Origin of the sequence: Pseudochrobactrum sp. Wa41.01b-1 (assembly GCF_019464455.1) — a bacterium.
Taxonomy (GTDB): Bacteria; Pseudomonadota; Alphaproteobacteria; order Rhizobiales; family Rhizobiaceae; genus Pseudochrobactrum; species Pseudochrobactrum saccharolyticum.
On sequence record NZ_CP080493.1, the window covers coordinates 1,192,047 to 1,216,037 of the forward strand.

General features: G+C 49.5%; 25 protein-coding genes and 1 tRNA gene. 10 read left to right on the forward strand and 16 right to left on the reverse strand.

Translation table 11 applies throughout. The features are described 5' to 3' along the window. Positions 1-108: 108 nt before the first annotated feature. On the reverse strand, positions 109-1,068 hold the full coding sequence (locus K1X45_RS05655; RefSeq protein ID WP_220160054.1) for a Gfo/Idh/MocA family protein: 960 nt from the start codon (positions 1,066-1,068) through the stop codon (positions 109-111). Between the two features lie 171 nt (positions 1,069-1,239). Between K1X45_RS05655 and K1X45_RS05660 the strand changes: the two genes are divergently transcribed. From K1X45_RS05660 to K1X45_RS05675, 4 genes are all read left to right on the forward strand, one after another. Further along, positions 1,240-1,316 (forward strand) — tRNA-Met (locus tag K1X45_RS05660). A 200-nt stretch (positions 1,317-1,516) separates the two neighbouring features. Next, positions 1,517-2,440, forward strand: coding sequence for a hypothetical protein (locus K1X45_RS05665; protein ID WP_220160055.1), 924 nt, complete (start codon positions 1,517-1,519; stop codon positions 2,438-2,440). A 120-nt stretch (positions 2,441-2,560) separates the two neighbouring features. Further along, positions 2,561-3,382 (forward strand): hypothetical protein, encoded by an 822-nt coding sequence (locus K1X45_RS05670; RefSeq protein ID WP_220160056.1) that lies wholly within the window; start codon positions 2,561-2,563, stop codon positions 3,380-3,382. A gap of 403 nt (positions 3,383-3,785) precedes the next feature. Further along, positions 3,786-4,619, forward strand: a complete 834-nt coding sequence (locus tag K1X45_RS05675) for a DUF4145 domain-containing protein (RefSeq protein WP_220160057.1) — start codon at positions 3,786-3,788, stop codon at positions 4,617-4,619. Between the two features lie 110 nt (positions 4,620-4,729). Here K1X45_RS05675 and K1X45_RS05680 read toward each other — a convergent pair whose 3' ends face one another. Continuing rightward, the gene (locus tag K1X45_RS05680; protein ID WP_220160058.1) at positions 4,730-5,140 is read right to left on the reverse strand and encodes a hypothetical protein; all 411 of its coding nucleotides are present in this window, start codon (positions 5,138-5,140) and stop codon (positions 4,730-4,732) included. Positions 5,141-5,461: 321 nt separating this feature from the next. Between K1X45_RS05680 and K1X45_RS05685 the strand changes: the two genes are divergently transcribed. Further along, a complete protein-coding gene (locus K1X45_RS05685) occupies positions 5,462-6,634 on the forward strand; it encodes a S1C family serine protease (RefSeq protein ID WP_220160059.1) in 1,173 nt (390 codons plus the stop codon). A gap of 145 nt (positions 6,635-6,779) precedes the next feature. Beyond that, a complete protein-coding gene (locus K1X45_RS15980; RefSeq protein ID WP_255560700.1) occupies positions 6,780-7,385 on the forward strand; it encodes an SH3 domain-containing protein in 606 nt (201 codons plus the stop codon). Between the two features lie 3 nt (positions 7,386-7,388). Here K1X45_RS15980 and K1X45_RS05695 read toward each other — a convergent pair whose 3' ends face one another. The 3 genes from K1X45_RS05695 to K1X45_RS05705 form a co-directional block, all read right to left on the reverse strand. Then, a complete protein-coding gene (locus tag K1X45_RS05695) occupies positions 7,389-7,763 on the reverse strand; it encodes a hypothetical protein (RefSeq protein WP_220160060.1) in 375 nt (124 codons plus the stop codon). 330 nt (positions 7,764-8,093) lie between these two features. Further along, positions 8,094-9,101 (reverse strand): hypothetical protein, encoded by a 1,008-nt coding sequence (locus K1X45_RS05700; protein WP_220160061.1) that lies wholly within the window; start codon positions 9,099-9,101, stop codon positions 8,094-8,096. Between the two features lie 115 nt (positions 9,102-9,216). After that, entirely contained in the window at positions 9,217-9,570 is a 354-nt protein-coding gene (locus tag K1X45_RS05705; protein WP_220160062.1) for an AlpA family transcriptional regulator, read from the reverse strand. 254 nt (positions 9,571-9,824) lie between these two features. Between K1X45_RS05705 and K1X45_RS05710 the strand changes: the two genes are divergently transcribed. After that, a complete protein-coding gene (locus K1X45_RS05710; RefSeq protein ID WP_220160063.1) occupies positions 9,825-10,652 on the forward strand; it encodes an HNH endonuclease in 828 nt (275 codons plus the stop codon). Between the two features lie 102 nt (positions 10,653-10,754). On the opposite strand, the gene K1X45_RS05715 is transcribed toward K1X45_RS05710, so the two are convergent. From K1X45_RS05715 to K1X45_RS05735, 5 genes are all read right to left on the reverse strand, one after another. Continuing rightward, positions 10,755-11,048 carry a DUF6074 family protein gene (locus K1X45_RS05715; protein WP_220160064.1) on the reverse strand — a complete coding sequence of 98 codons (294 nt, stop codon included), beginning with the start codon at positions 11,046-11,048 and terminating at the stop codon, positions 10,755-10,757. 80 nt (positions 11,049-11,128) lie between these two features. Next, complete coding sequence (locus K1X45_RS05720) at positions 11,129-11,668, reverse strand: hypothetical protein (RefSeq protein WP_220160065.1); 540 nt, start codon at positions 11,666-11,668, stop codon at positions 11,129-11,131. Between the two features lie 100 nt (positions 11,669-11,768). Beyond that, positions 11,769-12,182, reverse strand: coding sequence for a hypothetical protein (locus K1X45_RS05725; protein WP_220160066.1), 414 nt, complete (start codon positions 12,180-12,182; stop codon positions 11,769-11,771). Then, the gene (locus K1X45_RS05730) at positions 12,175-12,504 is read right to left on the reverse strand and encodes a hypothetical protein (RefSeq protein WP_220160067.1); all 330 of its coding nucleotides are present in this window, start codon (positions 12,502-12,504) and stop codon (positions 12,175-12,177) included. Before K1X45_RS05730 ends, K1X45_RS05725 begins: the two co-directional genes overlap by 8 nt. Beyond that, positions 12,501-12,689 (reverse strand): DNA-binding protein, encoded by a 189-nt coding sequence (locus K1X45_RS05735; RefSeq protein WP_220160068.1) that lies wholly within the window; start codon positions 12,687-12,689, stop codon positions 12,501-12,503. Before K1X45_RS05735 ends, K1X45_RS05730 begins: the two co-directional genes overlap by 4 nt. Positions 12,690-12,801: 112 nt before the next feature. Here K1X45_RS05735 and K1X45_RS05740 point away from each other — a divergent pair, with 112 nt between their 5' ends. Both K1X45_RS05740 and K1X45_RS05745 read left to right on the forward strand, forming a co-directional pair. Beyond that, positions 12,802-13,224 (forward strand): Arc family DNA-binding protein, encoded by a 423-nt coding sequence (locus K1X45_RS05740; protein WP_220160069.1) that lies wholly within the window; start codon positions 12,802-12,804, stop codon positions 13,222-13,224. A 68-nt stretch (positions 13,225-13,292) separates the two neighbouring features. Continuing rightward, positions 13,293-14,510 (forward strand): site-specific integrase, encoded by a 1,218-nt coding sequence (locus tag K1X45_RS05745; RefSeq protein WP_220160395.1) that lies wholly within the window; start codon positions 13,293-13,295, stop codon positions 14,508-14,510. A gap of 362 nt (positions 14,511-14,872) precedes the next feature. On the opposite strand, the gene K1X45_RS05750 is transcribed toward K1X45_RS05745, so the two are convergent. Continuing rightward, complete coding sequence (locus K1X45_RS05750; RefSeq protein ID WP_220160070.1) at positions 14,873-16,105, reverse strand: HlyD family secretion protein; 1,233 nt, start codon at positions 16,103-16,105, stop codon at positions 14,873-14,875. Beyond that, entirely contained in the window at positions 16,105-16,608 is a 504-nt protein-coding gene (locus K1X45_RS05755) for a hypothetical protein (RefSeq protein WP_220160071.1), read from the reverse strand. The genes K1X45_RS05750 and K1X45_RS05755 overlap by 1 nt, the downstream gene beginning before the upstream one ends. Before the next feature lie 352 nt (positions 16,609-16,960). Here K1X45_RS05755 and K1X45_RS05760 point away from each other — a divergent pair, with 352 nt between their 5' ends. After that, positions 16,961-19,270, forward strand: coding sequence for a Tex family protein (locus K1X45_RS05760; protein WP_220160072.1), 2,310 nt, complete (start codon positions 16,961-16,963; stop codon positions 19,268-19,270). Between the two features lie 59 nt (positions 19,271-19,329). Here K1X45_RS05760 and K1X45_RS05765 read toward each other — a convergent pair whose 3' ends face one another. Genes K1X45_RS05765 through K1X45_RS05780 form a run of 4 tightly spaced genes read right to left on the reverse strand, consistent with a single transcriptional unit; the run spans position 19,330 to position 23,991 of the window. Beyond that, a complete protein-coding gene (locus tag K1X45_RS05765) occupies positions 19,330-20,073 on the reverse strand; it encodes a 5'/3'-nucleotidase SurE (protein WP_220160073.1) in 744 nt (247 codons plus the stop codon). After that, on the reverse strand, positions 20,073-21,233 hold the full coding sequence (locus K1X45_RS05770) for an MBL fold metallo-hydrolase (RefSeq protein ID WP_220160074.1): 1,161 nt from the start codon (positions 21,231-21,233) through the stop codon (positions 20,073-20,075). The genes K1X45_RS05765 and K1X45_RS05770 overlap by 1 nt, the downstream gene beginning before the upstream one ends. Then, complete coding sequence (locus K1X45_RS05775) at positions 21,230-22,303, reverse strand: ABC transporter ATP-binding protein (protein WP_220160075.1); 1,074 nt, start codon at positions 22,301-22,303, stop codon at positions 21,230-21,232. Before K1X45_RS05775 ends, K1X45_RS05770 begins: the two co-directional genes overlap by 4 nt. Beyond that, positions 22,291-23,991: an iron ABC transporter permease gene (locus K1X45_RS05780; protein ID WP_220160076.1), complete on the reverse strand. Its 1,701-nt coding sequence runs from the start codon at positions 23,989-23,991 to the stop codon at positions 22,291-22,293. Before K1X45_RS05780 ends, K1X45_RS05775 begins: the two co-directional genes overlap by 13 nt.

Sequence of the window (23,991 nt, forward strand, 5' to 3'; positions counted from 1 at the left end):
ACATGGATACAGTCTGATTATCCCGTTCAGCCCCTCAGACTATGGGCCAATCTATCAGTACCGTCAGCATGACAAAGAGCCGGATATCTCAAATATCTGTGATTCCGGTTAGCGAACCGGATGGTTCACAGTGCCTTTGGTCAAAATCCGCAACACACTCACAGCTTCTTCACCATTGGTGCGCGGTGTTTCACGCGTTTCAATGCAATGGATGAAATGTTCCAGCTCGCGGGTCAGCGGCATGCCTTCCTGTACCGGCACATATTCCGGATCAGCCTTGGTGAATGCGATCTGCCCGTTTTCCTGCCAGACCTTATGACGATACAGGGTCAGCTTGCGTTCCCACGGCTCAGCATCGTCAAAAACAGCCATCGCCTTGTCGCCGACAACCGCAAGACGGCGATCCATGATCGGGTTCAGGCGTGACGCAAACAAATGACTGCGAATACCATTCGGGAATTCCATATGCAGATGTGCAAAATCGCTCAAATGATCGATCATTGCCGCACCTTCACCACGCACCTCAGTAGGTTCAGAGCCGGTCAGCGCCAGAATCATCGACAAATCATGCGGTGCGAGATCCCACAGAGCATCATTCTGGCCGTGGAATTTGCCAAGACCAATGCGATGCGCCTGAATATAGCCGATTTTGCCGAGTTCACTGCTTTGTGCCAGTTCCAGCAATTTCTCAAATGCCGGATGGAAGCGCAGAATATGGCCAACCATAAACACACGGCCATGTTTCTGAGCCGCCTGTATTGCAGCCTCACCATCGGCAACAGTCAGAGCGATCGGCTTTTCAACCAGCACATCCTTGCCGTTTTCAACAGCGCGGATGGCATATTGCGCATGGAACTGCGCAGGTAGCGCCATAACAATCGCATCAATGTCTTTTGAAACAAAAAGATCATCAACACTGATTTGCGCCACATCATAATCCGCAGCAAATTTTGCGGAGCGTGCCGGATCAATATCGCTGACAGCAACGAGTGCGCCCAGACCTTTAAGAGTGCGGATATGATTGTTGCCCCAATAGCCACAACCGAGAACTGCGATACGCGGTGCCATATTTTCCTGCCTTTGCTTGTTGAAAACTCAATAACTTTGCAAAAGTTGGATTTCAATACCGATTAATGCATAACAGTGCTTGACAGCTATGCGCATACCGACTTATACGACCCCCGTTCCCAACGAGAACATTGCTTCGCGAAGCAGCTGAAAAGCTCTGAAGCATCGTGGGGCGGAGTAGCTCAGTAGGTTAGAGCAGAGGAATCATAATCCTTGTGTCGGCGGTTCGAATCCGTCCTCCGCTACCAACAAATTTCCCAATAAAATCAAATAATTATTAAAAACAAATACAGAACATCGTATAGATTTTATGTCGCATTGTGCTGCAAACTAGATTCGTTAAATTTCAAATAGTTACACACAGCCACGGCGATTCCATGCAACATGCAATGCAACATGGTGACGTTAGATTATTTGGGCTAACTTTTACCAACCGTAGGGCATATCGATGTCTGGCAGTCATGGCATTAATAAAAAAGGCGCACGAAGAAACAGAGCTTTTCTTGTGTTGATCGGAACTAGCCTTGCTTACTTTATTGTCTTTCTTTTCCTTTTAGCAGAAACAAAAACCTGTGCGCCAGATGCTTCAATAATGCCACAATGGTTTGGCCAGTTTTTTCCGCATAATATAAAAGTCCCAGAACTGGGTATCTTTGAGCGTTTTCTTAGCTGCATCACTATCAATGAATTGGGTGATTCACTTGCTGGCGCCTTTGCTCCGATTGCTTTCCTCTGGCTCGCTGGTGCCGTGTACATTCAATCTCAAGAGTTAAAAGCGCAACGGGAAGAGTTAACGGACACTCGTGCCGTTATGAAAGAGCAAGTTGCCGAAACAAGAGCCTCAACACGACTATTCAGCGAGCAAACTGAAATTCTTAAAAAAGAACAACTGCTTCGAGAGCAAAAAGAGGCTGACCATGAGTTTGATGCTAAAATAACTGTGGCTTTAGATATGTGCTATGACATCGAGGAACTGAGCATCTACCAAACGAAGACAACAAAAGAACAGTCTGCAATACAGCTCTCGACAAACGGCGATGACACAATATTCAAACTAAACCATCGCTCACATGAGAATTTTAGGGATCTTTTAAAAGAAATATTAGCCGGGTCAATCAAAGCAATACAGCTAGTAGAGAATACACCGATTAAGGATGGTTTTTTTTGGAGCTGGTCAGACCAAAAAGCTGCAACATCACTCTCAGAATGCCTAAAACACCTAAGCGAAGATCATAAACCACTTTCCGACGCTTATAAATTTAAGAAAAAAGCGATGCTCATTGATGCAACTTATTGGAAGTTTCGTGAACTCGAAGTTTTGATTGGTAAAAAAAATATTGTTGTTGCCTTGATGAACTCTGAGAAAAAATAGATATAGCTCGATAAGGGCAAGTAAGATTTTGCCCTCTATAACGCTTCTGCCAATAAACAAAAACAACCATGAACACCGTTATGAGCAAAGCTTGGCTCGGAGCGCAGAATAGGGGATGATTTGAAAATCAATCAATTAATCCACAAAGTAATTGGGCGAAGACAAGACGGAAAAAACCTTCGGAACGTAAGGAATGAACGTTTCAAGGAGTTTGCGCTTTCTGCTGAAAAAACATTCAAAGAATTTGCCGCTAACACGCCCGGACAAATTGCGCTCGAAAATAATCACGGCCTTATAGTTGCAAAAGGCGGGGCAATGGGCGGTTTTGATGAGCGGATTGTAGAAATTAAATATGGGGCTACCCCGTACGAACAAATTACAGAGTTCGCAGACCCAGATAATATGTTTGCAGGCACTAAAAAAAGATTACTTGTCAGTGATGGAGCTCGTCTATTCTACGAAAGAACAGATACAGGATCAGTTTACTGCCTCCTCTACCCTTCAAAAACAGAAAATTTGCGCCCCATTGAAAGCGTCATTATATTAGACGTAATTAATGACGCTGCTAATTTAAACAAGAAAAGGCTACCGAAGAAGCACTGGAAATACTTCACTTCCTACATGCATGTTACCAGTTTAGATGGCTCCCCTACCTATTTAGATGAAGCTAAAGTCTTCTGGCTACGTATTAGTAGAATTTTGATTGTTGATGGTAAATCACAACCTCGAAAATCAATAAAATGGCTCTTGTCAATCCTCAGTGTTGCTCTCTCTGTAGGCCTTAGCGGTTCATTGCTCTTCGGCATACAATACTATTTTAGTCTGACCGTTCCGGCCACGCAAATTGATAATAAATCACTTCAGCCCTCCCCAATACCGCGCCCCTCACACTGGCCGGAAACTACCATTGTTTCCAATCACATAGTTACTAACAATAGTTAGGCAGTAATATGAGGATTCAAACGAATTATTAAGCTACCCGTTTATCCAATATACACTTGTTTAAGTTGTAGCTCTACCTCTGAAAGTATCAGTGTGCGCCGTTTTCCATGTACCGGCCACGGACTGAGTGCCAGAGCGCGACCACGGAGCGCAGCAAGATCAATCTGATCAAATGCTGCCCAATACGTAAGCAATATCGCCTTCCCAACCTTTTGCTTAAATCGTACGATTGAAATAAGCCAATCCATACTTGAGGAAAAGTCTAATCCACCGTTATTCCTGACTTCCGATAACCTCCATTACCGGAAGCCAGACAAGGTTATTATGATGAGACCCCAAATTTGGGGGCACCATTGACCGCCTGTCTTGCTTCTGCCAGCTTGCCGAAAATTGTGGGGAAACAATGTCTACTAAAAGCCGAATTGGAACTAAATTAAAAGCATTCTGCGCCAGCTGTAAAGGTGACCGTAACTGTGAAGTTAAGGGACATCATAGTGTGAACGAAAGCGACCAACGCTCCGGAATTTCGTGGTGGCGCGATTGGTACTTACTAATTTGCTGTGGTTGTGAACACGTTTTTTTTCAGTCCGTATCAGGTGACTCCGAGTCTTATGATGTCATAGATGTAGATTATGAAGGGAATCCAGTATTTGCACCAGATGAAACCATTCGCAGATGGCCTGCTCCATTCAAACGAGAGCGCCCAGTCTGGCTCGAAGAAATAAGCTATCAAAACAATCACGACAGATCTATCGATCTACAGAAGTGTTTAACGGAAGTTTATGAGGCACTAGATGGTGACTTAAATGTTCTTGCAGGCATTGGGACACGAACTGTATTTGACATTGCCTCAGAAATTCTTGGTATAGATACTGAGCTACCATTCAATAAAAAACTCCAAGAAATGGTAGATAAAAAACTAATTACTAACTCACAAAAAGATCATCTCGAAGTTGTTATTAATGCGGGAGGTGCTTCAGCGCATAGAGGGTGGCTACCTCATATTGAAGACTTGAACACGCTCATGGATATTCTTGAAGATTTCATTCATGACTCATTTATCCTCCCTGCTAAGAAAAAAGCTACTGACGAGAATGTTGCAAAGGTCAAGCAAAAAGTGCCCCCCCGCAAACCTAAGAGCAAGGCAAACAAGTCTTCTACTGCACCCCGCAAAGCCACCTCAAAGATACCGAACGAAGTTGAACAGGATCACCGCTCTGAATCCCATAACGTTTAAGCCGCCATACCTTCTAAATCCTTCGAAGTTTCCCTGTGGTGAGCTTTCTCGTGACCATAGGTTGTTGGGCGTTTTACAGCTCCGGGTTTTTTAACTACCTGTGGAATGATTTATGCTGTACATGCTGGTACTAGCAATCTTTCAAGTTCTGACAATATCAGCGTCCGCAGTGTCCCGCGTACAGGCCAAGGCCTAAGCGCCAGAGCACGGCCACGAAGCGATGCAAGATCGACCTTGTCAAATGCTGCCATAAAATCACCGGCGCGCCTCTCTGCCCAATCTGGGCGCTGCAGCACTATGTCTGATACCGCTCCGATGGTTTCAGACCAAAGCTCATCAATATTGCCGGCGCTTTGTTTGATGGTGCGCACTACAAAGATTAAATGCCCCTCGCCGTGTGCATCCCGTATGGCTTTCATGGTTCCCCGTGCATGGCTCTGGCCGCGGGCCCTGCGCCGGTACGTTGGCACCAGTTTAACGCCCAATTGATCCATTGTACTATCAAGACGACCTTTAGCCATAAAGCACCTCTTAGTCTGAATTCAGGTAATATTATTCCTAGCATTTTCAGACAGTTTCAGCACTCAATATTCATCCGGCCGAGCATAAATTCACGCTGCTATAATGCTGTTATCAGCATAAAATAAATGCCCTGCAATCAGCGTTGTATCAACTTTTTTTGCCCAGACTAAGGTTACTTCTCCTGCTCTGCAAAAAACTGATAGCTATCAAAATCACTACAAATAAAACCCTGCATAGTATTATCAACAATACATAAGCGGCATGGACTCAAAGATAGCCCCATGCTTATAGACTTGTATGACTTATCGGGGGGATGATTTATGCGTTTATGGCATGCATTGGTTATTGTAGCGACAGCTGGAGGAGCAGCGGTATTCAATCAACCCGCCGAAGCTGCTGAGCAAACGGGGACAGGCACTGGCTTTCTAATTTCCAAAGAAGGATGGGTTGTAACTAATGCCCATGTTGTTGAAGGCTGCAGCTACGTAGAGGTGTCCTCTTTTGGTAAGGCGTCTGACATTCAGCTGGATAAACAGAATGACCTTGCAGTTTTACGCTTTAAACCATCTCCCTCCACTTCAGCGCCTTTGAAACTGCGTAAAACACCATCACGTTTAGGCGAAGACGTTGCAGCACTTGGCTACCCTCTTTCGCAGATTTTATCTGATGGAATAAAAATCACGATGGGGAATATCAATTCTCTCATTGGCCTTGAGAATGATACTCGCTATTTGCAAATCTCCACACCGATCCAGCCTGGCAATTCTGGGGGGCCGCTTGTGGATAGGAGCGGTTATCTGGTTGGGATCAATTCCGCCCGTCTAAATGATGATTATGCTATTAAGCGTAGTGGTAGCATCCCGCAAAACGTGAACTTTGCAATTAAGAGCAGTATTCTTGAGCTTTTCCTGCAGTCCAGAAATATCACCTACACGAAGGATGAAAGCACGGACAATGTACCTTTATCTTCTGCTGATCTTGCAGAAAAGGTTTCCAAGTCAGTTTTCCAGATCGCCTGCTATGCAGATAGTCCAGTTAAAACATCCGAAGCACCTGCGTTTGAAACCCGCAGGCAGGTGGAAGCGCCCGCGCCTGTCGCACCTAAACGTAACACCAACACCATGGACGAAACGATAGTGGAGTTGGTAACGCTGATGATTAACAGCAACAATAATGCCACAACAGCTCTACGTATTGCTGACAAGCTCTATTCAAGTCACGTCGATTTTTTTGGTAAACCTCTGACGCATCGACAGGTCATGCAAGACAAACGTAAGTATTTTGATCGCTGGCCGATCAGAAAAAGCTATGTACATGAAAACACGATCCGCGTGCTGTGTGAAGATGAGACATGCGCCGTCACAGGGGAATATGACTGGTACGTTCGCAGCCCTAAACGCAATAAAGAAGCCAGCGGAACTGCCAGTTTCTATTATGTTATTGATGTGCAGAACGGCAAAATCATTGCTGAAGGTGGAAAAGCACGGAAGTAATCATCATTTAATTTGATGCGTACTCACTAGCACTAAAGCAACGCCTTTCTACTAAAAAAGAAAAACATATTAGACTTTATAACTAGAGCTTTTATTAAACGACTCTGAACAATAAGACTTCGGTTTGAGCGAATGGGGGAAGCTCATGAAAAAACCAAGTCTTTGGCTTGTTATTGCTTTTATAGGCATTGGTTATCTTGCAGGCGGCAAGGATGATAAATCCGCCCCGTCTACATCAACACCTCAAAACACCGTTTCTGAAAACACACAGCAGGCTTTTGGCCTTATCCAGCCTCAGCAAACGCAGCGGTCAACAAACACCCCGCCACCAGTCGCAAAACCATCGCCGTTCATTGGTGCCAGTCTATACACGGCACAGCGTGCCAATATGAGGGCGGAAGCCTCAACTAAATCCCAAATCATCACAGTGATTGATAAAGGACAGTTGGTGAAAGTTCTTAATGTTCGCGGTGATTGGTACAGCATTGAATACCGCAACCGTACAGGCTGGATAAGCAGCAGCCTTCTTACCAGCGAAAAACCCGTTATTCGACCAGCACCGACTACAACAAGAAATCTGCCTGTTCAAGCAACCGCACCAGTCAGACAGAGCCGTGCAGGTCAGCCAACTCGTCGGCCATATGTTGGAACATGTGACTGTCCCTATGATCTAATGCGCAATGGTAGGCGCTGTGGGGGTAATAGTGCGTACAGCAAGCCCGGAGGAAGAAATCCGCAGTGTTATTTTTAAGCGCTATTTTCCACTATCGCACACTATTTTACCACAATGTCGGCGCTCAACATCGTCTATTTCAACGATACGACCTTCCTCTTTCCCGATCCGGAGTTCGACCTCTCTTTGCCGTGCGGCCTTAAGGCCGCTGTCGGCTGCTGCTTTAGATGACCTTCGTTCCTCGTCTTTAAGGGAGCGGACATAACCTTGTACAACAGCAACCAGTGGGTACTTTCCCTTGATTGCCACGGGGATATAACCATTCGCCGATAGCTGACGAAGCCATTGAGATGTAATACCCAACAGTGGAGATGCCCCACTCGTTGACAGCATTTCTTCACCCGTAAGGTCGATGATTGCGGACGAGGTCGAAGATGTTGTGGCCTTTTTTGCCATTTCGATTTTCCTCAAAATGCAAAGCAAACTCCGATTTTCCAAATTTGGAAAACGCTCATATTCAGGGGTGCAGCGTGACCGCACAGCTTGCCTATGGAGTAAGGTACCTTTTCTTTGCCCCTTGACGTTGCAATGCAGAGGCGCACAGAGCGGCAGAGGTAAACTAATGACTTATCTGCCATGAACCATTCCGCGCCTGTACAGGCCGCTCTATTGCACAAATGGACAAGCTTGTTGTTGTACTAATCGAGGCGAGTAAGGGCGCGGTCTCACTCGCCTCGCTACGTCTGGGGACTGCTGGGATGGAAACCCGTTTTCCAGACGATTAGATTAGGCATCAATACCGAGAAAGGCGCGTGGATCGAGATCAACACGGCGGGTAACTGGTCGTCCACTAACTTCAGCAGCTACAATGAGAGCTTCTTCCTGACGTTCAAGTTCTAGACGTTTATGTGCAATCGCGCGTGTCGCTGTATCCTGCTCGTCCACGGTCATCGCACCATTAAGATCAAGATCGGCAATCATCTGATCAACCTTGGCTTTTAATTGATCGCGCAGAAGCCAAGCCCAAATATCACTACCGGCATCGCCTATAATTGCGCCATTGTTGCCCGTGCGTATGAGCATCTTTTCACTAAGGCGTAACGGTGTACCACTGCGGGATTGTGGATGAATTGTTAATGCACCTTGCTCTGCCACATTATCAATTTCGGCGTAAGCTTGAGAACGCAGTACTTCGGCCGGCGTAGGAGCAGCTTCAATCTGTGCTATCTCCTCAGTCAACTTCGCAATTTCAGACCGAATTGAAAGAACCGCTGCATAAATGTCACCCTTAACGGTGGGCTTAATGGTCTCAACTTCTTGGAAACTGCTATGGCCACCGAAACGAGAAAGCCATTCCTCGACTACTGGTACATAATCATACGAAGAATAACGCTCTGCTGCTCTTTCTTTATCAGATACAGCGGCTTTTAGAGCACTCTCAGCCTTATGTACCGGCGCCATTATACGCGCGGTGAGTTTATCGTCTGCAGCAGGCTTTGCGACAGTACCAGCATCAAACGAATAGCCTCTGGGTGCCTCTAGCTGCCTGTTTGCTACACTCTGTGCGCCTAATAAGTCGGTACGGGCTTCACGCTCAACATCCGAGGCGCGAAGATAGAGAATGTGGGCATCCTCACGATCAGCACGCGCGCGACGAAGTTTTTCGGCCGCCATATCAGGCAATCCGGTCGAACCAGCAACAGCAGAGGAATTAATCCCCCCAGAGACATCGAATGCTGCATTTAGATTTGCAACGGTATCTGACAAAACTTGTCGGGCTTTTAAGAAACTCATAACATTGTCTCCACCGGTTGTTCTTTACCAAACCGTAGCAGGAGCACATTGCGAGATCGTCTGACAGAATACGCCATTGACTGCCAGAGAAAGAAAAACAACCCGAAGGCTGCTTTTATTGTCCAAATAGTCTTCGCTTATTCACCCATAACCTGCCACCAACTTTGATGGATATGTCCCTCTCCCGTACCCATCGCCAAAGTGTCCGCTCAGATATTCGTGCTACCGAGGCCGCTTGTTGCGGGGTTAAAAGCGGCTCAGGTTCGGCCGAAGGTACTGCATTTGCCTGCATTTTTGCAAATACAGCTTCCGCACGCTTTAAGATTTCAGCGTTAGATGATCCAAAACCAACTGCTTCATATGCAATAGCAACAGCACAGACAAAGTCATCCTCTTTAGCGAAAGGGTGCCATTCGCTACCTAGAATACGTTCAGCGGCAGTAAATAAGTGTGGCGCAATATTTTTCACAGCAATATCCTTGTAAGTCCACCGATTTTTACTTATCCAAGACAATAGCACAGAAGATAAAAATCATCAATTTATCAACTAATAACAAAGAGATAAGGAATTAAAGACAACAAAATAAATACTATTGCTGCAATTCGATCTAGAGCGGTTTCGCTAAGCAGTTTACATAGCTAGTGCATCAGCGACGGCCAGCGCTAACTGAGACAGTTGCTGCATCACCTACCGAAGTTCTATCGTCTTGAGAGAAGCTTATCATGGACAGATCTAATCGTGGAAACTGGAAGTACTGGCATGTATATGATGCTGTTGTAGCGTTGAATGGCAGAGCAAATATCAAAGATTTAACTCGCTGGTTAGGAGAGAAATACCCTGACGAGAACCATACCGACGTTCGTGAAAATGCCAGTCTTTTATGCGTAAATGATCATAACCGCCGGCATTACGATAAAGGCAGAAAAAATTTCCGAAGCGACCATCCGAACATAAAGGATGTTCTTTTTCGTGAACAATATTTGAACGAGATAACATATGTCGAATATGATCGTTCAAAACACGGCATCTGGGATATCCGCCCCGACTCTGAAGGCATCTGGAAAGCAGTCCAAATCAGTTCAATTAGCTGTGCTCTAGAGGAAGCACACAGGCAGATTTCTTTAGAAGGCAAACCGGCAATTGAAGATGAGTTTGATGCACGCGTCAGGGAACTAAGGGCGATAGCACTTCGCGAAGGTCAACATGAGTTCCGCAATGCTCTGCTTAAAGCCTATGAAGGCAAGTGCGCCATTACTGGATGTGCCGTTGCTGAAATTTTAGAAGCTGCCCACATCTATCCTTACCGCGGTGCGCACACAAACCGTATAGACAATGGACTATTACTCCGAGCTGACTTGCATACTCTTTTCGACAAAGGTTTAGTTTATGTAGATCCACATGGCATCATTCAGCTCGTTGAGCGCCTATCAGGTAGCGAGTATGAATATCTAAACGGCCGCAGATTACGCTCCCCATTAAATCCGGCAGATTGCCCTCATACTGACCATCTGGCACATCATCGGCGCCACGTTGCTGGTCGCCCCGTATAATAGGTTTGCCATATGAGAATATGAGCTTCTGTTTCCTGACTGGGGGATAATACCCCAGTCTAAACGAACCACCGTTCTGCTACCTGCTACAGTAAGAACTGATTATGCCGCCCCTCCACCACTAGGAACGGATGCGATCAAACTTAACTCACGTTGAACCGCATGTGAAAACCCCGAAAGCTGTTCATGCTGCTGCTCGGCCGTCAGACCAATTCGGATCAGGTGCTTGCGGTTAGCAGCAATGACCTGCTTCCAGTACAAATCTGCATCCTCACCTTGTTTTTTGAAAAGCAGAGAGGCAGTACGCCGCACCTTTCCAATTCTGGCATCGAGGGGAAATACCAATACCTTAGGCTCTGGCTGCCAGTCCAAAAGAGGAAGTTTAGAACGAGACATGTAGAAGCCTCCCAAGACCACCATACATGGTAACTAATACTGTATGCTCTAAGCATACGATGAGAGCATGAAATTCAGGATTATGGTGTGCCATAAGCATACGCTCCGGCGTTAATGGTATGCTCTAAGCATACCTTGTTTTCGAAATGGTGTGCTGTGGGCGTACCATTGGTATGCTCTAAGCGTACCGGTGTTTTTTCTATCGGCGGCTGCCAAGACATAAATTCCTTGGAACCTCCAGACAAAACTTTCATCGGTACATCACGCGGCAACTCAGTCAATTCCCATCGCGTTGCCCTTCCGCTTCCGTAACCGGTACGAGCAACTTTCCAGTCAAACGCTCCTTTAACTGTGGCTTTGATTAATCCTTTTTCTTGAAGTCCGGCGAAAGCTGCACTGATCGGGCGATTGCTGCATTGCAATAAATCCTGCGCTTCTCGATGCGACATTGAAATATCACCATTATTTTTACCGTTATACCGCCGCTTGATCTCAATATAGAGTGCCTTTTCATAGACTGTCGCATACTGCCATGCAGCCGTTCTCATGAACCACTCATACATTTGAAAGTAACGCCCATCAGATGTGCTACGGCCTTTATTGTTGTGCTTTCTGGTCATGCAGACCTCTTTCTAGCCTGCGCGGCCTTGGCACAGTGGGTGGCCTGTCTATGATGCCAATCGGCAAGAGCAAGATGAGCACGACCTATAAGAATGAGGATTAAGCGCATTGGCCTGCTCCCGCGCTGTGCTCAAGGGCTTCATTCCATGTATCAAGACTGGACTTAATGAAGCGCTGCAGCTGGCCGGCCGCAAAAATGATATTCGACGCATCACTTTCAGACACAAAGTAAAACTCACTATTGCCGGTTACGGACGAATGATCTTTATCGAAGACATCATGTAGCAACCCGCCGAGGATTGAAGCCATGTTCTTTGAATCATTGATCGGATTCTCAAGATTAAACAGAGCTTCGTTTATCTTAGGCGCTATCACCGTAGTTGCCTGCGGAACACTCTTTGTGTTATTCCTCTGCATGTTCTTCTTTCCTTGCTGGGATTTGCTTGAACTCTGGCTCGGTGTTGAGGTTGCCGCCTCCGCCGAGCCTTTTGCTTCCAGGATCGTGCTAGACATCACAAGTGCCCTCTGTGTTCTTGGAAATGGCAAAATTAGCCACTTCACGTTTGGCCACCCGACTGGATGCATGAAAGGGATTTACGCCCATACGCAACGGCCAAAGCGGGCAATTTATAGCCACGCACTTCCGAGACTCCACCGCGCTCTTACCAGAGCAATCAATGCACTTTGCGCGGATTGCTTTAATCGGGCTTTCTACGTGTTCCAGCTGGCGAATTTCCGCCAACGAAATTTCGTGAGGGTTGCGGCCTATGAGGTTGCCCCCGTCCACATCGAAGGAAGATTTTTCGAGGAAAATAGATTTGTCGGCGCTCTTCATGCGGCATCATCCATGAAAAATGCAATGAGCTTGCTTCGCTCTGCCACCCAGCGGCCGCCAACTTTTTTTGCAGGTAACTGACCTGTACTCACCATGTGAAACGCTTGTCGGTCAGTCCGCCCGATAAGACGTGCTATCGCATTAATTCCCCAGATCAGTTCTATAGTGCTTTCTTCGTTTGGCATCCGTGTCTCCTAGTGCAACGTATTGGTAACCACAGTGATCCATAAACCACGGTGGTTTATTGCAGTCAAGACCATCGTGGTCCATAATTGAAATAAAAGTGGAGTACAAAGAATGTCGAGAGAATACCCTCAACTAAAAATACGCCTCCCAGAAGCCTTGCGAGATCGGATTAAAGCAAGGTCGGAGCTACACGGACGGTCCATGAATACTGAGATCGTTCGCGTATTAGAGCGAGAATTTCCCGAGCCACTTCCCTTAGATTCTCGCCTAAAGGATTTACTTGGGCTTTTTACTGCTTTGCGCAAAGTGAGAGGGCATGAGGGGGCAATCAATGAGCTTACAGACGGACTGTTAGAAACTGTAGAGGGGATAGTTTCCGGTAGAGTTCCTGATATCGACGAAGAAACCCAAAAGCGTGTTCGTCTATGTCTTGATGAGTGGCATCTCGAGCAAGCTGAAAACGAAAGAAATCGCCAAGATGCTGCTGAAGAGCGTTACCTTGCGCGTAATAACGATCCAGATTTTCCAGACTGATGTCGTTATTGAATTTTAACCATTCGAGTTAATCGAAAGGTTGTTTCAGCTCGCTGGAGTGAATGTTGATGTCGATACGCAAACGCAAATGGACCACGCCAAAAGACCTCATTAAAGAGGCATGGGTTGTCGACTATGTTGATAGCCAGGGCACACGCCGCCTAAAAACCTTTGCAAAGAAAAAAGAGGCAGATGCATTCTCGGCCACCGCTAAGATTGAGGTGCGCGATGGTGTCCATGTTGCTGACAGCGCAAGCGCCACAATAAAACAGGCATGCGGCTTCTGGGTCGCTAGCGGTGAAAATGACGGCTTAGAACGCTCCACCATCAACCAGCGCCAAAGACACGTAAAGCTGCACATTGAGCCTTTCATAGGCAATGCGCTGCTCTCACGCCTGAATGTTCCGGCAATACGAGAGTTTGAGGATAAGTTACGCGACGAAGGTAGGTCGCCTGCCATGATTAAAAAAGTCATTGGTTCGCTTGGTTCAATCTTATCCGATGCGCAAGAACGTGGCCTGACCGTTCGCAATCCAGTCAAAGATATGCGCGGCACACGCCGCACAGGAAAAGACAGACAAGCAGAGCGCCGCCAGAATGGCCGCATCAAGGTTGGGATCGACATTCCAACCCGAGAAGAAATCAAAGCCATTGTCGGCAGCCTAGAGGGACGCTGGAAGCCATTGCTCATCACAGCAATCTTTACCGGCATGAGATCGTCAGAGCTACGCGGTTTACGCTGGCAAGATGTGGACTTTGAGAAGCGCGCTATCAGCGTGCATCAGCGGGCAGACGAGTTCGGAGAGATTGGCCGGCCGAAATCTTGTGCTGGTGAACGGACTATTCCGGTTCCACCTCTTGTAATCAACACATTGCGCGAGTGGAAGTTAGCCTGCCCACGCAGAGAAACCGTAAGACTGGATCCTAACGGCAATCCCGCCACGGAACTTCATTATGTATTCCCGAATGGCTTAGGTAAAATCGAGAGCCACGCAAACATCATCAATCGCTGTCTGATCCCCGTTCAGATCAAAGCCAACATCATCCAACAAGACGGACAAGCAGGAAAAGCCAAGTACACTGGCCTTCATGCGTTGCGCCATTTCTACGCATCATGGTGCATTAACCGGCTCGAGGATGGTGGGCTTGGATTGCCTCTCAAGGTCGTACAGGAGCGCATGGGGCACTCAACAGTCACTATGACCGCAGATACATATGGCCACTTATTCCCACGTGGCGATGACGCAGATGAACTTGCGGCGGCCGAACACGCCCTCCTCAGCTAATAGAGGGTGTTAAAGCCATTAAACGCGACATGAGCGCAACATGAATATAAATTACCGTATAAAATCAATAAAGATATAAGGCATCATAATCCTTGTGTCGGCGGTTCGAATCCGTCCTCCGCTACCAACAAATTTTCCCAATCATAGAACAATATTATGAATGTCTCTCCTGTTTTAAGCATGAGATATTTGCTTCACTTCGACGACATTATGTAAAATGCTTCGAGCATGAGACATTTTTTCCCGTTTTGGGAATCACTTGAGAATCAATCGGATAGACCTGTTATTTTCACAAGACCGGTGCCGGAAGATAATTCCGGCACCGGTCTTTCATTTTGACTGACTAGTCATTTTCAGCAGCATCAATGTCCGCCGAGCACCAGCACCTGTACCGGCATCATAATCGCCTGAATGCGCAGAATGACAGCATGAACGAGGCCGGTGGCATCCACCGCATGCAGGAATGCCGAACGCAATGGCCCTGCGGTGCCTGCCTGTAGCTCTTCATGATTGCTGGTATAGGCATTGGCAATACAATTGCTGCCCGGAGGCACATTGCCAAAACTATTTTCATAAAGAGGTTCCAGCGTCGCGGTAATCGTACCAGGACGGCTCAGCTGCTGCACATCAACCAGCTGATCGCTGGCACGCACCTGCCCGCCTGCAATCACATCCTGAACCTCAGTCACCACCATCGGCACAACTGTAAAAGGCTGACCGATACAGGTAACCTCGGCAATCATGCCGGTCTTGATAACCTGTGTCTCAATCTGGTTGAAACCGGCAACCAGCCTGCCCCGTCCGGCATCATCCGGCACCAGAACACCTGCAGGGCGCAGCAGCGGGTTCACCACCTCACCCGTGCGCAAGGTAAACTGCTGTACGGTACCGGACACACCGGCACGCACAGTGGTTTTATCCAGCTGCACCCGTGCTTCTTCCAATGCGGCCTCTGCACTGGCTTTTTGCGCAGGCAATAATGTGCTGATCTTGGTCTGTAGTGTCTGCTTTCTTGCTATTGCCTCAGCCAATGCGCCTTTGCGTCCTTCAAGGCTGGATGTCAGGCGGTCAATTTCGCGCTGGGCAACCACATTCGGGTTGCGGCGTTGCAACTCAGTTTGTGTATTGAGATCAATCTGCGCTTGCAAATAGGCGGCCTCAACTGATTGTATCGCACCATCTGTTGCAGCAATCTCAGATTTTGCCACCTCAGTTTCTGCCTGCACTTCGACAATACGCTGCTCTGCAGTTTTCATCGCAGCTTCCTGTTTGCTGCTGTCAAGGCGGAACAACGGATCACCGGCTTTCACTTTCTGAAAGCGGGTCACATAGACCTCTTCAACACGCCCCGGAATTTCCGGCAGGATTGTCACCGTGCGATAAGCGGCGGTCACATTGGATGTGGAAGGGTGATAATAAAAGATCATCGTAATCAGCGAGATTGTCAGAATAAGACAGGCTGTAATCCCCCAGCGCAGCTCAAACCACACCGAATAAAGCGTGATATGGTGGCCGATAAGTTTACCCTGACCATAACGCCGGAACAGATAATCCGGCAAAATCGTCACCATTGAACAGAGAAGAAATTCCAACATTATTGCTTCTCCCCGTTCTGATCCGGATTATGAGATGAATGCCCGTCTTGTGCTGCCTGCGGCTGCACTGGTTCCACTGGCTTAGCGGCAGCTTCCGCTACAGGAGCAGGCTGTTGCGCGGCTGGCACTGATGCAGGCGGATAGTTTTGCGGCACATAAGTGCTGCGCGCAATCCTGTTCAGAGACTTGGCCATCGAAGTGACCGGCGTAATAAAATTCGGCAGTTCAATCATCGCCAGCAACAGGGCAGCAATCCAGAAAAGCTGATTATGGGTAAAGAGCGCAATCAGCGCCAGAACCGCAACAACTTGCAACTGCACCTTATTGGTACGATGTGCCATTTGCTCCGGCAAAGCATGAAGCCGGAGATAGAGGGTGCCAACGGCAAAGATCATGCAAATGAGAAAAACAATGACGAAATTAAACAGAATATCGGTCTGTCCCGGTGCCGTAATAAATGCGGGCACATGATCAATGGCTATGGGGTGTTTACTCACATCCATAATTTGCCTGTCTCCTGATCTGAAGATTAAGTTTCAGTGATTAAATACACTCAGCGAAAAACAGGCCGCACTTCCTGTGCAAACAAGGCCAAAAAATGTTGGTTTTAGTGCCAGAACAAGGCGCATATGAGTAAAACGGCATTAACGGCTGCTGATAACGCTAAGTTGAAAAGTTCCGTGCGTCCTCATCATGAGTACAGCAAATATTTTATCAGAAATTTATAATACACAAAACAATATTGCTCAGTCGTGAAACTCTCTGCGTCATATTCCGGCAAGGATATGATTCCCGCCTTCAATGCGCCGCATCAAAGCTCTATGATAAAGGCGTTATTATCAGCATGAGATTCTTATGACAGACATTACCAGACGGATTGCCGCCATCATTGCCGGTGAGATCAATGCCAAACCGGAACAGGCGGTTGCCGCTATCGGCCTGCTTGATGAAGGCTCGACCGTGCCGTTTATCGCCCGCTACCGTAAAGAAGTGACCGGCGGTCTTGATGATACGCAATTACGTAACCTGTCCGAGCGTCTGACCTATTTACGTGAACTGGAAGCACGACGCAGTTCCATTCTGGAATCCATCCGTACACAGGAAAAGCTCACACCGGAGCTGGAACTGAAAATCGCGAATGTCAGCACCAAAGCTGAGCTTGAAGATATCTATCTGCCATACAAACCAAAGCGCCGTACCCGTGCGGAAATCGCCCGTGAGCGTGGCCTTGGTGCACTGGCGCAGGCTATTCTCGATAACCGCGCTGCGGTACCTGCCGAACTGGTGACCGCCTATATCACGCCGGATGTGGCCGATGTAAAAGCCGCCCTTGAGGGTGCGCGCGATATTATCGCCGAAGGTATTACCGAAAATGCTGACCTGCTCGGCCGTCTGCGCAGCTACATGAAGGACAATGCGGTTCTACAGTCCCGTGTCGTAGCTGGCAAAGAAACAGAAGGCGCAAAATTCTCCGATTATTTTGCCCATAGCGAACAGTGGAACAAGGTTGCCGGTCACCGCGCTCTTGCTATGTTGCGCGGCCGTAATGAAGATTTCCTGACACTTGATATTGTTGTAGACCAGCAGGATACATCACCTGTCAAACCGGTTGAGCGCATGATCGCCCATAGCTATCAGGTCGGAGGCACATTGGCCGGTGATAAATGGCTGATGGAAGTGATCGGTTGGACATGGCGTGTGAAACTCTCGCTGTCCCTCTCCCTCGATCTGATGCGTGATCTGCGTGAACGCGCGGAAGAAGAAGCGATCAACGTTTTCGCCCGCAATCTGAAAGACCTGCTGCTGGCAGCCCCTGCCGGTTCGCGTGCTACTATGGGTCTTGATCCGGGTATCCGTACCGGCGTTAAAGTGGCCATCGTTGACGGTACCGGCAAGCTGCTGGACACAGCAACCGTCTATCCGTTCCAGCCGCGCAATGATCTGCGCGGTGCACAGGCTGAAATCGCCTCGCTGATCCGCAAGCATAAAGTTGAACTGATCGCTATCGGCAACGGCACCGCAAGCCGTGAGACTGAGCGCATGGTTGCCGACCTGCTCGGCGACATGCCTGCTCCGAAACCGCTTAAAGTGATTGTTTCAGAAGCCGGTGCATCGGTTTACTCAGCATCGGAAACAGCGGCAGCAGAATTTCCGCAGCTTGATGTGTCGCTGCGCGGCGCGGTTTCCATTGCCCGCCGCCTGCAAGACCCGCTGGCAGAACTGGTGAAAATCGAGCCGAAATCCATCGGCGTTGGTCAGTATCAGCACGATGTGGATCAGGCACGCCTCGCCCATATGCTGAATGCGGTTGTTGAAGATGCAGTGAATGCTGTGGGTGTTGATCTCAACACTGCTTCCGCTTCACTGCTCGCCCGTGTTTCCGGCCTTGGCACATCACTTGCCGAAGCCATTATTGCGCACCGCAATGAAAACGGCCCGTTCAAGAAGCGTAAAGACCTGCTCAAAGTCGCCCGTCTCGGCAACCGTACCTTTGAACAGGCCGCAGGCTTCTTGCGTATTCCAAACGGTATCGAACCGCTTGATGCCTCATCCGTGCACCCTGAAGCCTATGGCGTGGCTGCAAAAATCGTTGCCGCTTGCGGCCGCGATGTGCGCTCGCTGATGGGCGATGCCAGTGCGCTGCGTGCGCTTGATCCGAAACTGTTTGTCGATGAGCGCTTTGGTCTGCCAACGGTGAAAGACATTCTGTCGGAATTGGAAAAGCCCGGTCGCGATCCGCGTCCGGAATTCAAAACCGCAACCTTTGCCGATGGCATTGACGACATCAAAGACCTCAAACCTGGCATGTTGCTGGAAGGCACCGTGACCAATGTTGCCGCCTTTGGTGCTTTTGTTGATATCGGTGTGCATCAGGATGGTCTTGTGCATGTGTCCCAGCTTGCCGATAAATTCGTCAAGGACCCGCATGAAGTCGTGAAAGCCGGTGATGTGGTCAAAGTGCGCGTGACAGAAGTTGACGTGCCGCGCAAACGTATCGGCCTGACCATGCGCAAAGACGGCGGCGGTGAAGCGGCTCCTAAGCCTATGGGTGAGCGCGGACAACGTCCGGCACAGAAACATTTCACAGCCAAGCCGCAGGAAAAACCCGCTGAGACTCAGGGCGGTTTTGGTGCAGCACTGCTTGAAGCCATGAAACGCAAATAACCAAATAAAAAGGCCGCTAAATTGAGCGGCCTTTTTCATATTTGAATCGAAAGACAAACTTATCTGTCTAAGGATTTGATAAGACTCTCACTTAGCTCCGTCTCACCAAACCAGTTAAGCCGGTTAATGCAGATAAATCCGCGATCAATCAGATCATTATCATCACCTTCAGAAGATGAATGCGGGCGACCGCGCGGCACCATCAGCACTGTTTGATCGCCATCTGTACTGACCACATCTGCGGCAGATGCAATCTTGTCCCGACCAATGCGCGGCTGGGCAATTGGCGCAGGCAAACTATGCGGCAGATTAATGCTCAGCCAATGCCCTTCACGCTGCCAGTCGGTGCACTGCTCTAACAGGTTGCGCAATAACTGCACCAGCGCGGCCAGATCGTCTTCGCCACGGCGCGGCTGCTTGACCTGTGAGAAGCCAATGGCAGGAATACCCCAGAATGTTGCCTCACGGGCAATACCGAGTGTGCCGGAATAGGCCAGATCTTCCGCCACATTGCGCCCGTCATTAATCCCCGCCAGCACCAGATCAGGCTTACCCTGATCTTTGAACAGCCAAGTCATCGCCGACACAACACAGTCTGCAGGTGTGCCGGAACAGGAATAGCGCTGCTCACCGCGTTTCACCATAGTCAGTGGTTTGCCGATAGTGATGGATGCACCCGCAGCCGTGCGCTTACCATCCGGCGCCACCACCCACACATCATCACTCAATGCCCGTGCAGCACGTTCCAGAAAAGCCAAACCATCCGCATCAATACCGTCATCATTGCAAAGCAAAATACGCATCAGGCTGCTCCCAATTCTATCACATCACCGCTCTTCACATCCTGACGCACAACTGGGATATGCTCTGCCAGTTCGCCAAGCAATTGAGCCGAGCAGGAATGGCCGAGCATGTCAGGCTTACCCGCCTGCTCCCAAAGCGCGACCATACCGCTCAGTGTCGGATGGGTTGGCAGTCTTATCCAGTCCGCCAGCTCATCACGCAGCATATCAAAAGCCGGTGTATCTTCCGGCACATGGCCGGTCAGCAAGACCGGCCAGCCGGTGCGCAGCGCACGGTTCATCGCATAGGCGGAAGGTCCTGCCTGCCCCATTGCATCGAATGTCAGCAGCGGGCAGCGCGGCAGCGCCTGATCCTCCCGCCAGTCCTGTGCATTATGCAGCAATTGTTTCAACCGTCCGGCCACACCATCCCGCAAGGCACCAGACGCTGCAATCTGCTCAGCCAGTGCAGCACGCATATCCGCATGAATGGCAAAATTAACCGGCATCAGCGCCATCAGTTCCAGTGAACGACCGGAGAGTGGCGTCGGCAGCAAGCAACCGTCACGGTTCTGCAAAATCCATTCGCGTATTTGCTGCGCTCGCGCAGCACCCGAAACCGCATCAGCACCGTAAGAAGCATCCAACAGCAACAGATCACAGTGCGGAAATGCATCCATTTCCAGCACCGGACTATCCGGCACCACATCGCCGCTATAGAGAACCTTACGCCCTTCGGCCTCAACACAGAACCACACGCCGCCAGCCACATGACCGGAACGACCCGTGATGATTTCCGCATCACCAATGGTCAGCACATCACCAGCTTTGAACAGTTCAATGCGCTCATGCGGAAATGCAACATTATCGAGATGATGCTGTTCGGCATAATTCTTCAGGGTCTGAGCGGTTTCAGCCAAAGTTTCGGCAGTCATCAGGATACGCCCCTGAAAGCCCTGCTCCTGCAACCACAACAAACCACCGACATGATCCTCATGGGCATGGGAAATCAGCACCGCATCCAAAGCGGCAATCGCATTGGCCTCGATCAGCGGATAATAATCACGCCCTGTGACTCCGACTTTAATGCCGACATCAAACAGCAGCCTAGTTTTAGTCGTGCTGATACCAACGCCTAAACGTCCTTTTTCACCAAAACCGCCATAGAGATTGATCTTCATACGGCACCTGCTTGCGGGATCACCCAGCCTGAGCGGATACGCAATTGCGCGACATCATCCGCTTTGAGATGCAGCGGATCCGGCAGATTGAAATGCAGGTTCAGTTCCGGTGCCTGTTCGGCAACAGCTTCAATCCGTGATGCACCGCCCTGATAGACCGAGCGTGTAACCCGCACGGCAAATCCGTCCTGTTTCACCAGTTCCAGATCATCTTCGCGGATACAAATCTGTGTATCTTTACGCACCACCTCATCGGCACGGCAACGCAAACGCACCTGCTGCCCCAGCACCAAGGCCTCACAAGCACCACTGCCATTGACGCTCAAAATTTCCGCAGGTAGCACCATGCCCTGCGCGATAAAGGACGCGACCATCGCATTGGCCGGTTCATTATAGAGCGTTTTCGGCGAGGCAAACTGCATCAGCCTGCCTTTGTCCATCACCGCAATACGGTCCGCCAGTGCCATCGCCTCGGCCTGATCATGCGTAATATAGATAATCGTCGTGCCGGTACGCTTATGGAAGCGCGCAAACTCATCTTCCATCGATGCGCGCAGATGCACATCCAGATTGGCCAGCGGCTCGTCAAACAGCACCAGCGACGGCGCAGCCACCAGACAACGTGCCAGTGCCACGCGCTGACGCTGCCCGCCGGACAGGTTCGCCGGACGGCGATCCCCATAGCCCTGCAGATCAACCAATTTCAGCGCTTCTTGCACACGGCGCTCACGCTCGGCCTTTTCCACCTTGGCAATTTTCAGGCTATAACCGACATTTTCCGAAACAGTCATATGCGGCCAGAGTGCATAGTTCTGAAACACGATACCGACACGACGTTTTTCCGGCGGAACAAATTGTCCTTTACCGGTCACCAGATTATCGCCGACATAGATCACACCGTCGTTAGCCTGTTCAAATCCGGCAATCATGCGGAGCAATGTAGTCTTGCCGCAGCCGGAAGGCCCCAGCACGGCAATGAATTCACCATTGGCGATATCCAGCGACACATCGGTCAGCACTTTAGTGTCGTTAAAGCTTTTGGAAAGCTGAGAGATAGTCAATCCCGCCATGGCAGAACTCCGTCAGGCAGATATCTGGCGAACATATTGGTCACCAGCATCAGTAAGAATGTAATCAACACGACCAGCACAGATATTGCAGCCGCATAGGGTGAATCGCCACCCTGCTCAAAAGAGAAAATCACCACGCCCAGCGTTTCCGACCCTGATGACCACAATAGTGCAGAAACTGTCAGCTCCGAAAAAGCGGTCATGAAAATCAGCACACCGCCAGCCAATGTTGCCGGTGCCACCAGCGGAAACACGATAGTGCGCAGCCGTGTCAGCAGCCCTGCGCCTGCCACCTGCGCCGCCTCTTCCAGAGCACGGTCGATCTGATGCAGGCCGGTAATGGTCGGGCGCAGTGCCAGCACCAGAAACCGTGCCAGATAGGCGTAGAGAATAATCCAGATCGTATTATAGAGATGCAGCCCTACAACCGGCAAAGGCTTGAGGAACATCAGCAATGCCGCAATCGACAGCACCACACCCGGCAGAGCATAAGGCAGTTCGGCTGCGAGATTGAGCAACCGTGTCCACCAGCGCGAACGCCATGTGATGAGATAGCCGAGCGGCACCGCCACCAGCACTGCAAAACCGGCAGCAGCAAGCGACAGTGTGAAAGAATTGACCAGCGCACGGCGAGCCCCTGCATGATCCAGCAGCACAAATTTCAGATTATCCAGAGTTGCGGTCTGCCAACTCAGCGGAATTCCAAAAGCAGGCACCAATGCGGTGAGCAACAGGCCAAACATCGGCAGCACCAGCACCACGGCAATCAGCAGCCAGCAAGCGATCTCAACAGTCAGACGCCATGAGCCAAGCTCGAAAGGTGCGGCAGGCAGTGAGGTAGAAGCGATACGATAATCGCGGCGGCGTGCCATATAATCCTGACAGAGAATACCCGCCATCGCGATGACACCAATCAGCAGCGAAAGCACAGCGACTTCCGACAGCACCGATGGTCCGCCACCGGCAAGTTTCTGGTAAATCAATGTTGGCAATACCAGCACATTGGCCGGAATACCTAAGAATGCTGGAATACCAAAATTGCCGACACAGGAAACAAAAGCCAGTGCAGAAGCACCGATTACCGATGGTGTCATCAGCGGCACAATAATTGTGCGCGTTACCTGCCACTTACTGGCACCACTGCTCAAAGCGGCTTCAACCAGCTCACGCGGTAATTTACGCAAACCGGCACGCACAATCAGGAACACCAGCGGCGCATATTGAATGCCGAGCAGTGCGATAATACCGGTGGTCGAATAGAGCGGATTACGGCTGCCAAGCTCCGGCGCCATACCGATCATTTTGAGAAACGGGCTCGCAGGGCCAAAGAGTTGCAACCATGCCAGTGCTGTCACCTGCGGGGCAATCAGCAGCGGCACCACAAACATCAGCACGAATACGCCGCGTCCGCGAATATTGGTAAGGCTTACCAGCAGCGCCACGGCACTACCAAGGATAACAGCAGCAAGTGTGCCGCCAAAGCCGGTGATTAAAGAGTTACGGGTGGCAACCCATGTGGAAGTTGAAGAAAGCGCCGAGCGCAATGCACTGTCAGAGAGCTGACCATTCGGCGCAATGATCTCGCTGGCCAGCCGCAGCATCGGCCACAGAGACAGCGTGAACACCACTGCCGCCACAAGAAAAATCAGAGCCGTATCCCGGCTCTGACCAAATATTTTGTCTGACAT

Excerpts from the sequence above, each read along its gene's own strand:
- K1X45_RS05655 (WP_220160054.1), bottom strand. The coding sequence starts at position 1,068 with ATGGCACCGCGTATCGCAGTTCTCGGTTGTGGCTATTGGGGCAACAAT.
- K1X45_RS05665 (WP_220160055.1), top strand. The coding sequence starts at position 1,517 with ATGTCTGGCAGTCATGGCATTAATAAAAAAGGCGCACGAAGAAACAGA.
- K1X45_RS05675 (WP_220160057.1), top strand. The coding sequence starts at position 3,786 with ATGTCTACTAAAAGCCGAATTGGAACTAAATTAAAAGCATTCTGCGCC.
- K1X45_RS05680 (WP_220160058.1), bottom strand. The coding sequence starts at position 5,140 with ATGGCTAAAGGTCGTCTTGATAGTACAATGGATCAATTGGGCGTTAAA.
- K1X45_RS05685 (WP_220160059.1), top strand. The coding sequence starts at position 5,462 with ATGCGTTTATGGCATGCATTGGTTATTGTAGCGACAGCTGGAGGAGCA.
- K1X45_RS15980 (WP_255560700.1), top strand. The coding sequence starts at position 6,780 with ATGAAAAAACCAAGTCTTTGGCTTGTTATTGCTTTTATAGGCATTGGT.
- K1X45_RS05695 (WP_220160060.1), bottom strand. The coding sequence starts at position 7,763 with ATGGCAAAAAAGGCCACAACATCTTCGACCTCGTCCGCAATCATCGAC.
- K1X45_RS05700 (WP_220160061.1), bottom strand. The coding sequence starts at position 9,101 with ATGAGTTTCTTAAAAGCCCGACAAGTTTTGTCAGATACCGTTGCAAAT.
- K1X45_RS05710 (WP_220160063.1), top strand. The coding sequence starts at position 9,825 with ATGGACAGATCTAATCGTGGAAACTGGAAGTACTGGCATGTATATGAT.
- K1X45_RS05715 (WP_220160064.1), bottom strand. The coding sequence starts at position 11,048 with ATGTCTCGTTCTAAACTTCCTCTTTTGGACTGGCAGCCAGAGCCTAAG.
- K1X45_RS05720 (WP_220160065.1), bottom strand. The coding sequence starts at position 11,668 with ATGACCAGAAAGCACAACAATAAAGGCCGTAGCACATCTGATGGGCGT.
- K1X45_RS05725 (WP_220160066.1), bottom strand. The coding sequence starts at position 12,182 with ATGTCTAGCACGATCCTGGAAGCAAAAGGCTCGGCGGAGGCGGCAACC.
- K1X45_RS05730 (WP_220160067.1), bottom strand. The coding sequence starts at position 12,504 with ATGAAGAGCGCCGACAAATCTATTTTCCTCGAAAAATCTTCCTTCGAT.
- K1X45_RS05735 (WP_220160068.1), bottom strand. The coding sequence starts at position 12,689 with ATGCCAAACGAAGAAAGCACTATAGAACTGATCTGGGGAATTAATGCG.
- K1X45_RS05740 (WP_220160069.1), top strand. The coding sequence starts at position 12,802 with ATGTCGAGAGAATACCCTCAACTAAAAATACGCCTCCCAGAAGCCTTG.
- K1X45_RS05745 (WP_220160395.1), top strand. The coding sequence starts at position 13,293 with ATGTCGATACGCAAACGCAAATGGACCACGCCAAAAGACCTCATTAAA.
- K1X45_RS05750 (WP_220160070.1), bottom strand. The coding sequence starts at position 16,105 with ATGTTGGAATTTCTTCTCTGTTCAATGGTGACGATTTTGCCGGATTAT.
- K1X45_RS05755 (WP_220160071.1), bottom strand. The coding sequence starts at position 16,608 with ATGGATGTGAGTAAACACCCCATAGCCATTGATCATGTGCCCGCATTT.
- K1X45_RS05760 (WP_220160072.1), top strand. The coding sequence starts at position 16,961 with ATGACAGACATTACCAGACGGATTGCCGCCATCATTGCCGGTGAGATC.
- K1X45_RS05765 (WP_220160073.1), bottom strand. The coding sequence starts at position 20,073 with ATGCGTATTTTGCTTTGCAATGATGACGGTATTGATGCGGATGGTTTG.
- K1X45_RS05770 (WP_220160074.1), bottom strand. The coding sequence starts at position 21,233 with ATGAAGATCAATCTCTATGGCGGTTTTGGTGAAAAAGGACGTTTAGGC.
- K1X45_RS05775 (WP_220160075.1), bottom strand. The coding sequence starts at position 22,303 with ATGGCGGGATTGACTATCTCTCAGCTTTCCAAAAGCTTTAACGACACT.
- K1X45_RS05780 (WP_220160076.1), bottom strand. The coding sequence starts at position 23,991 with ATGTCAGACAAAATATTTGGTCAGAGCCGGGATACGGCTCTGATTTTT.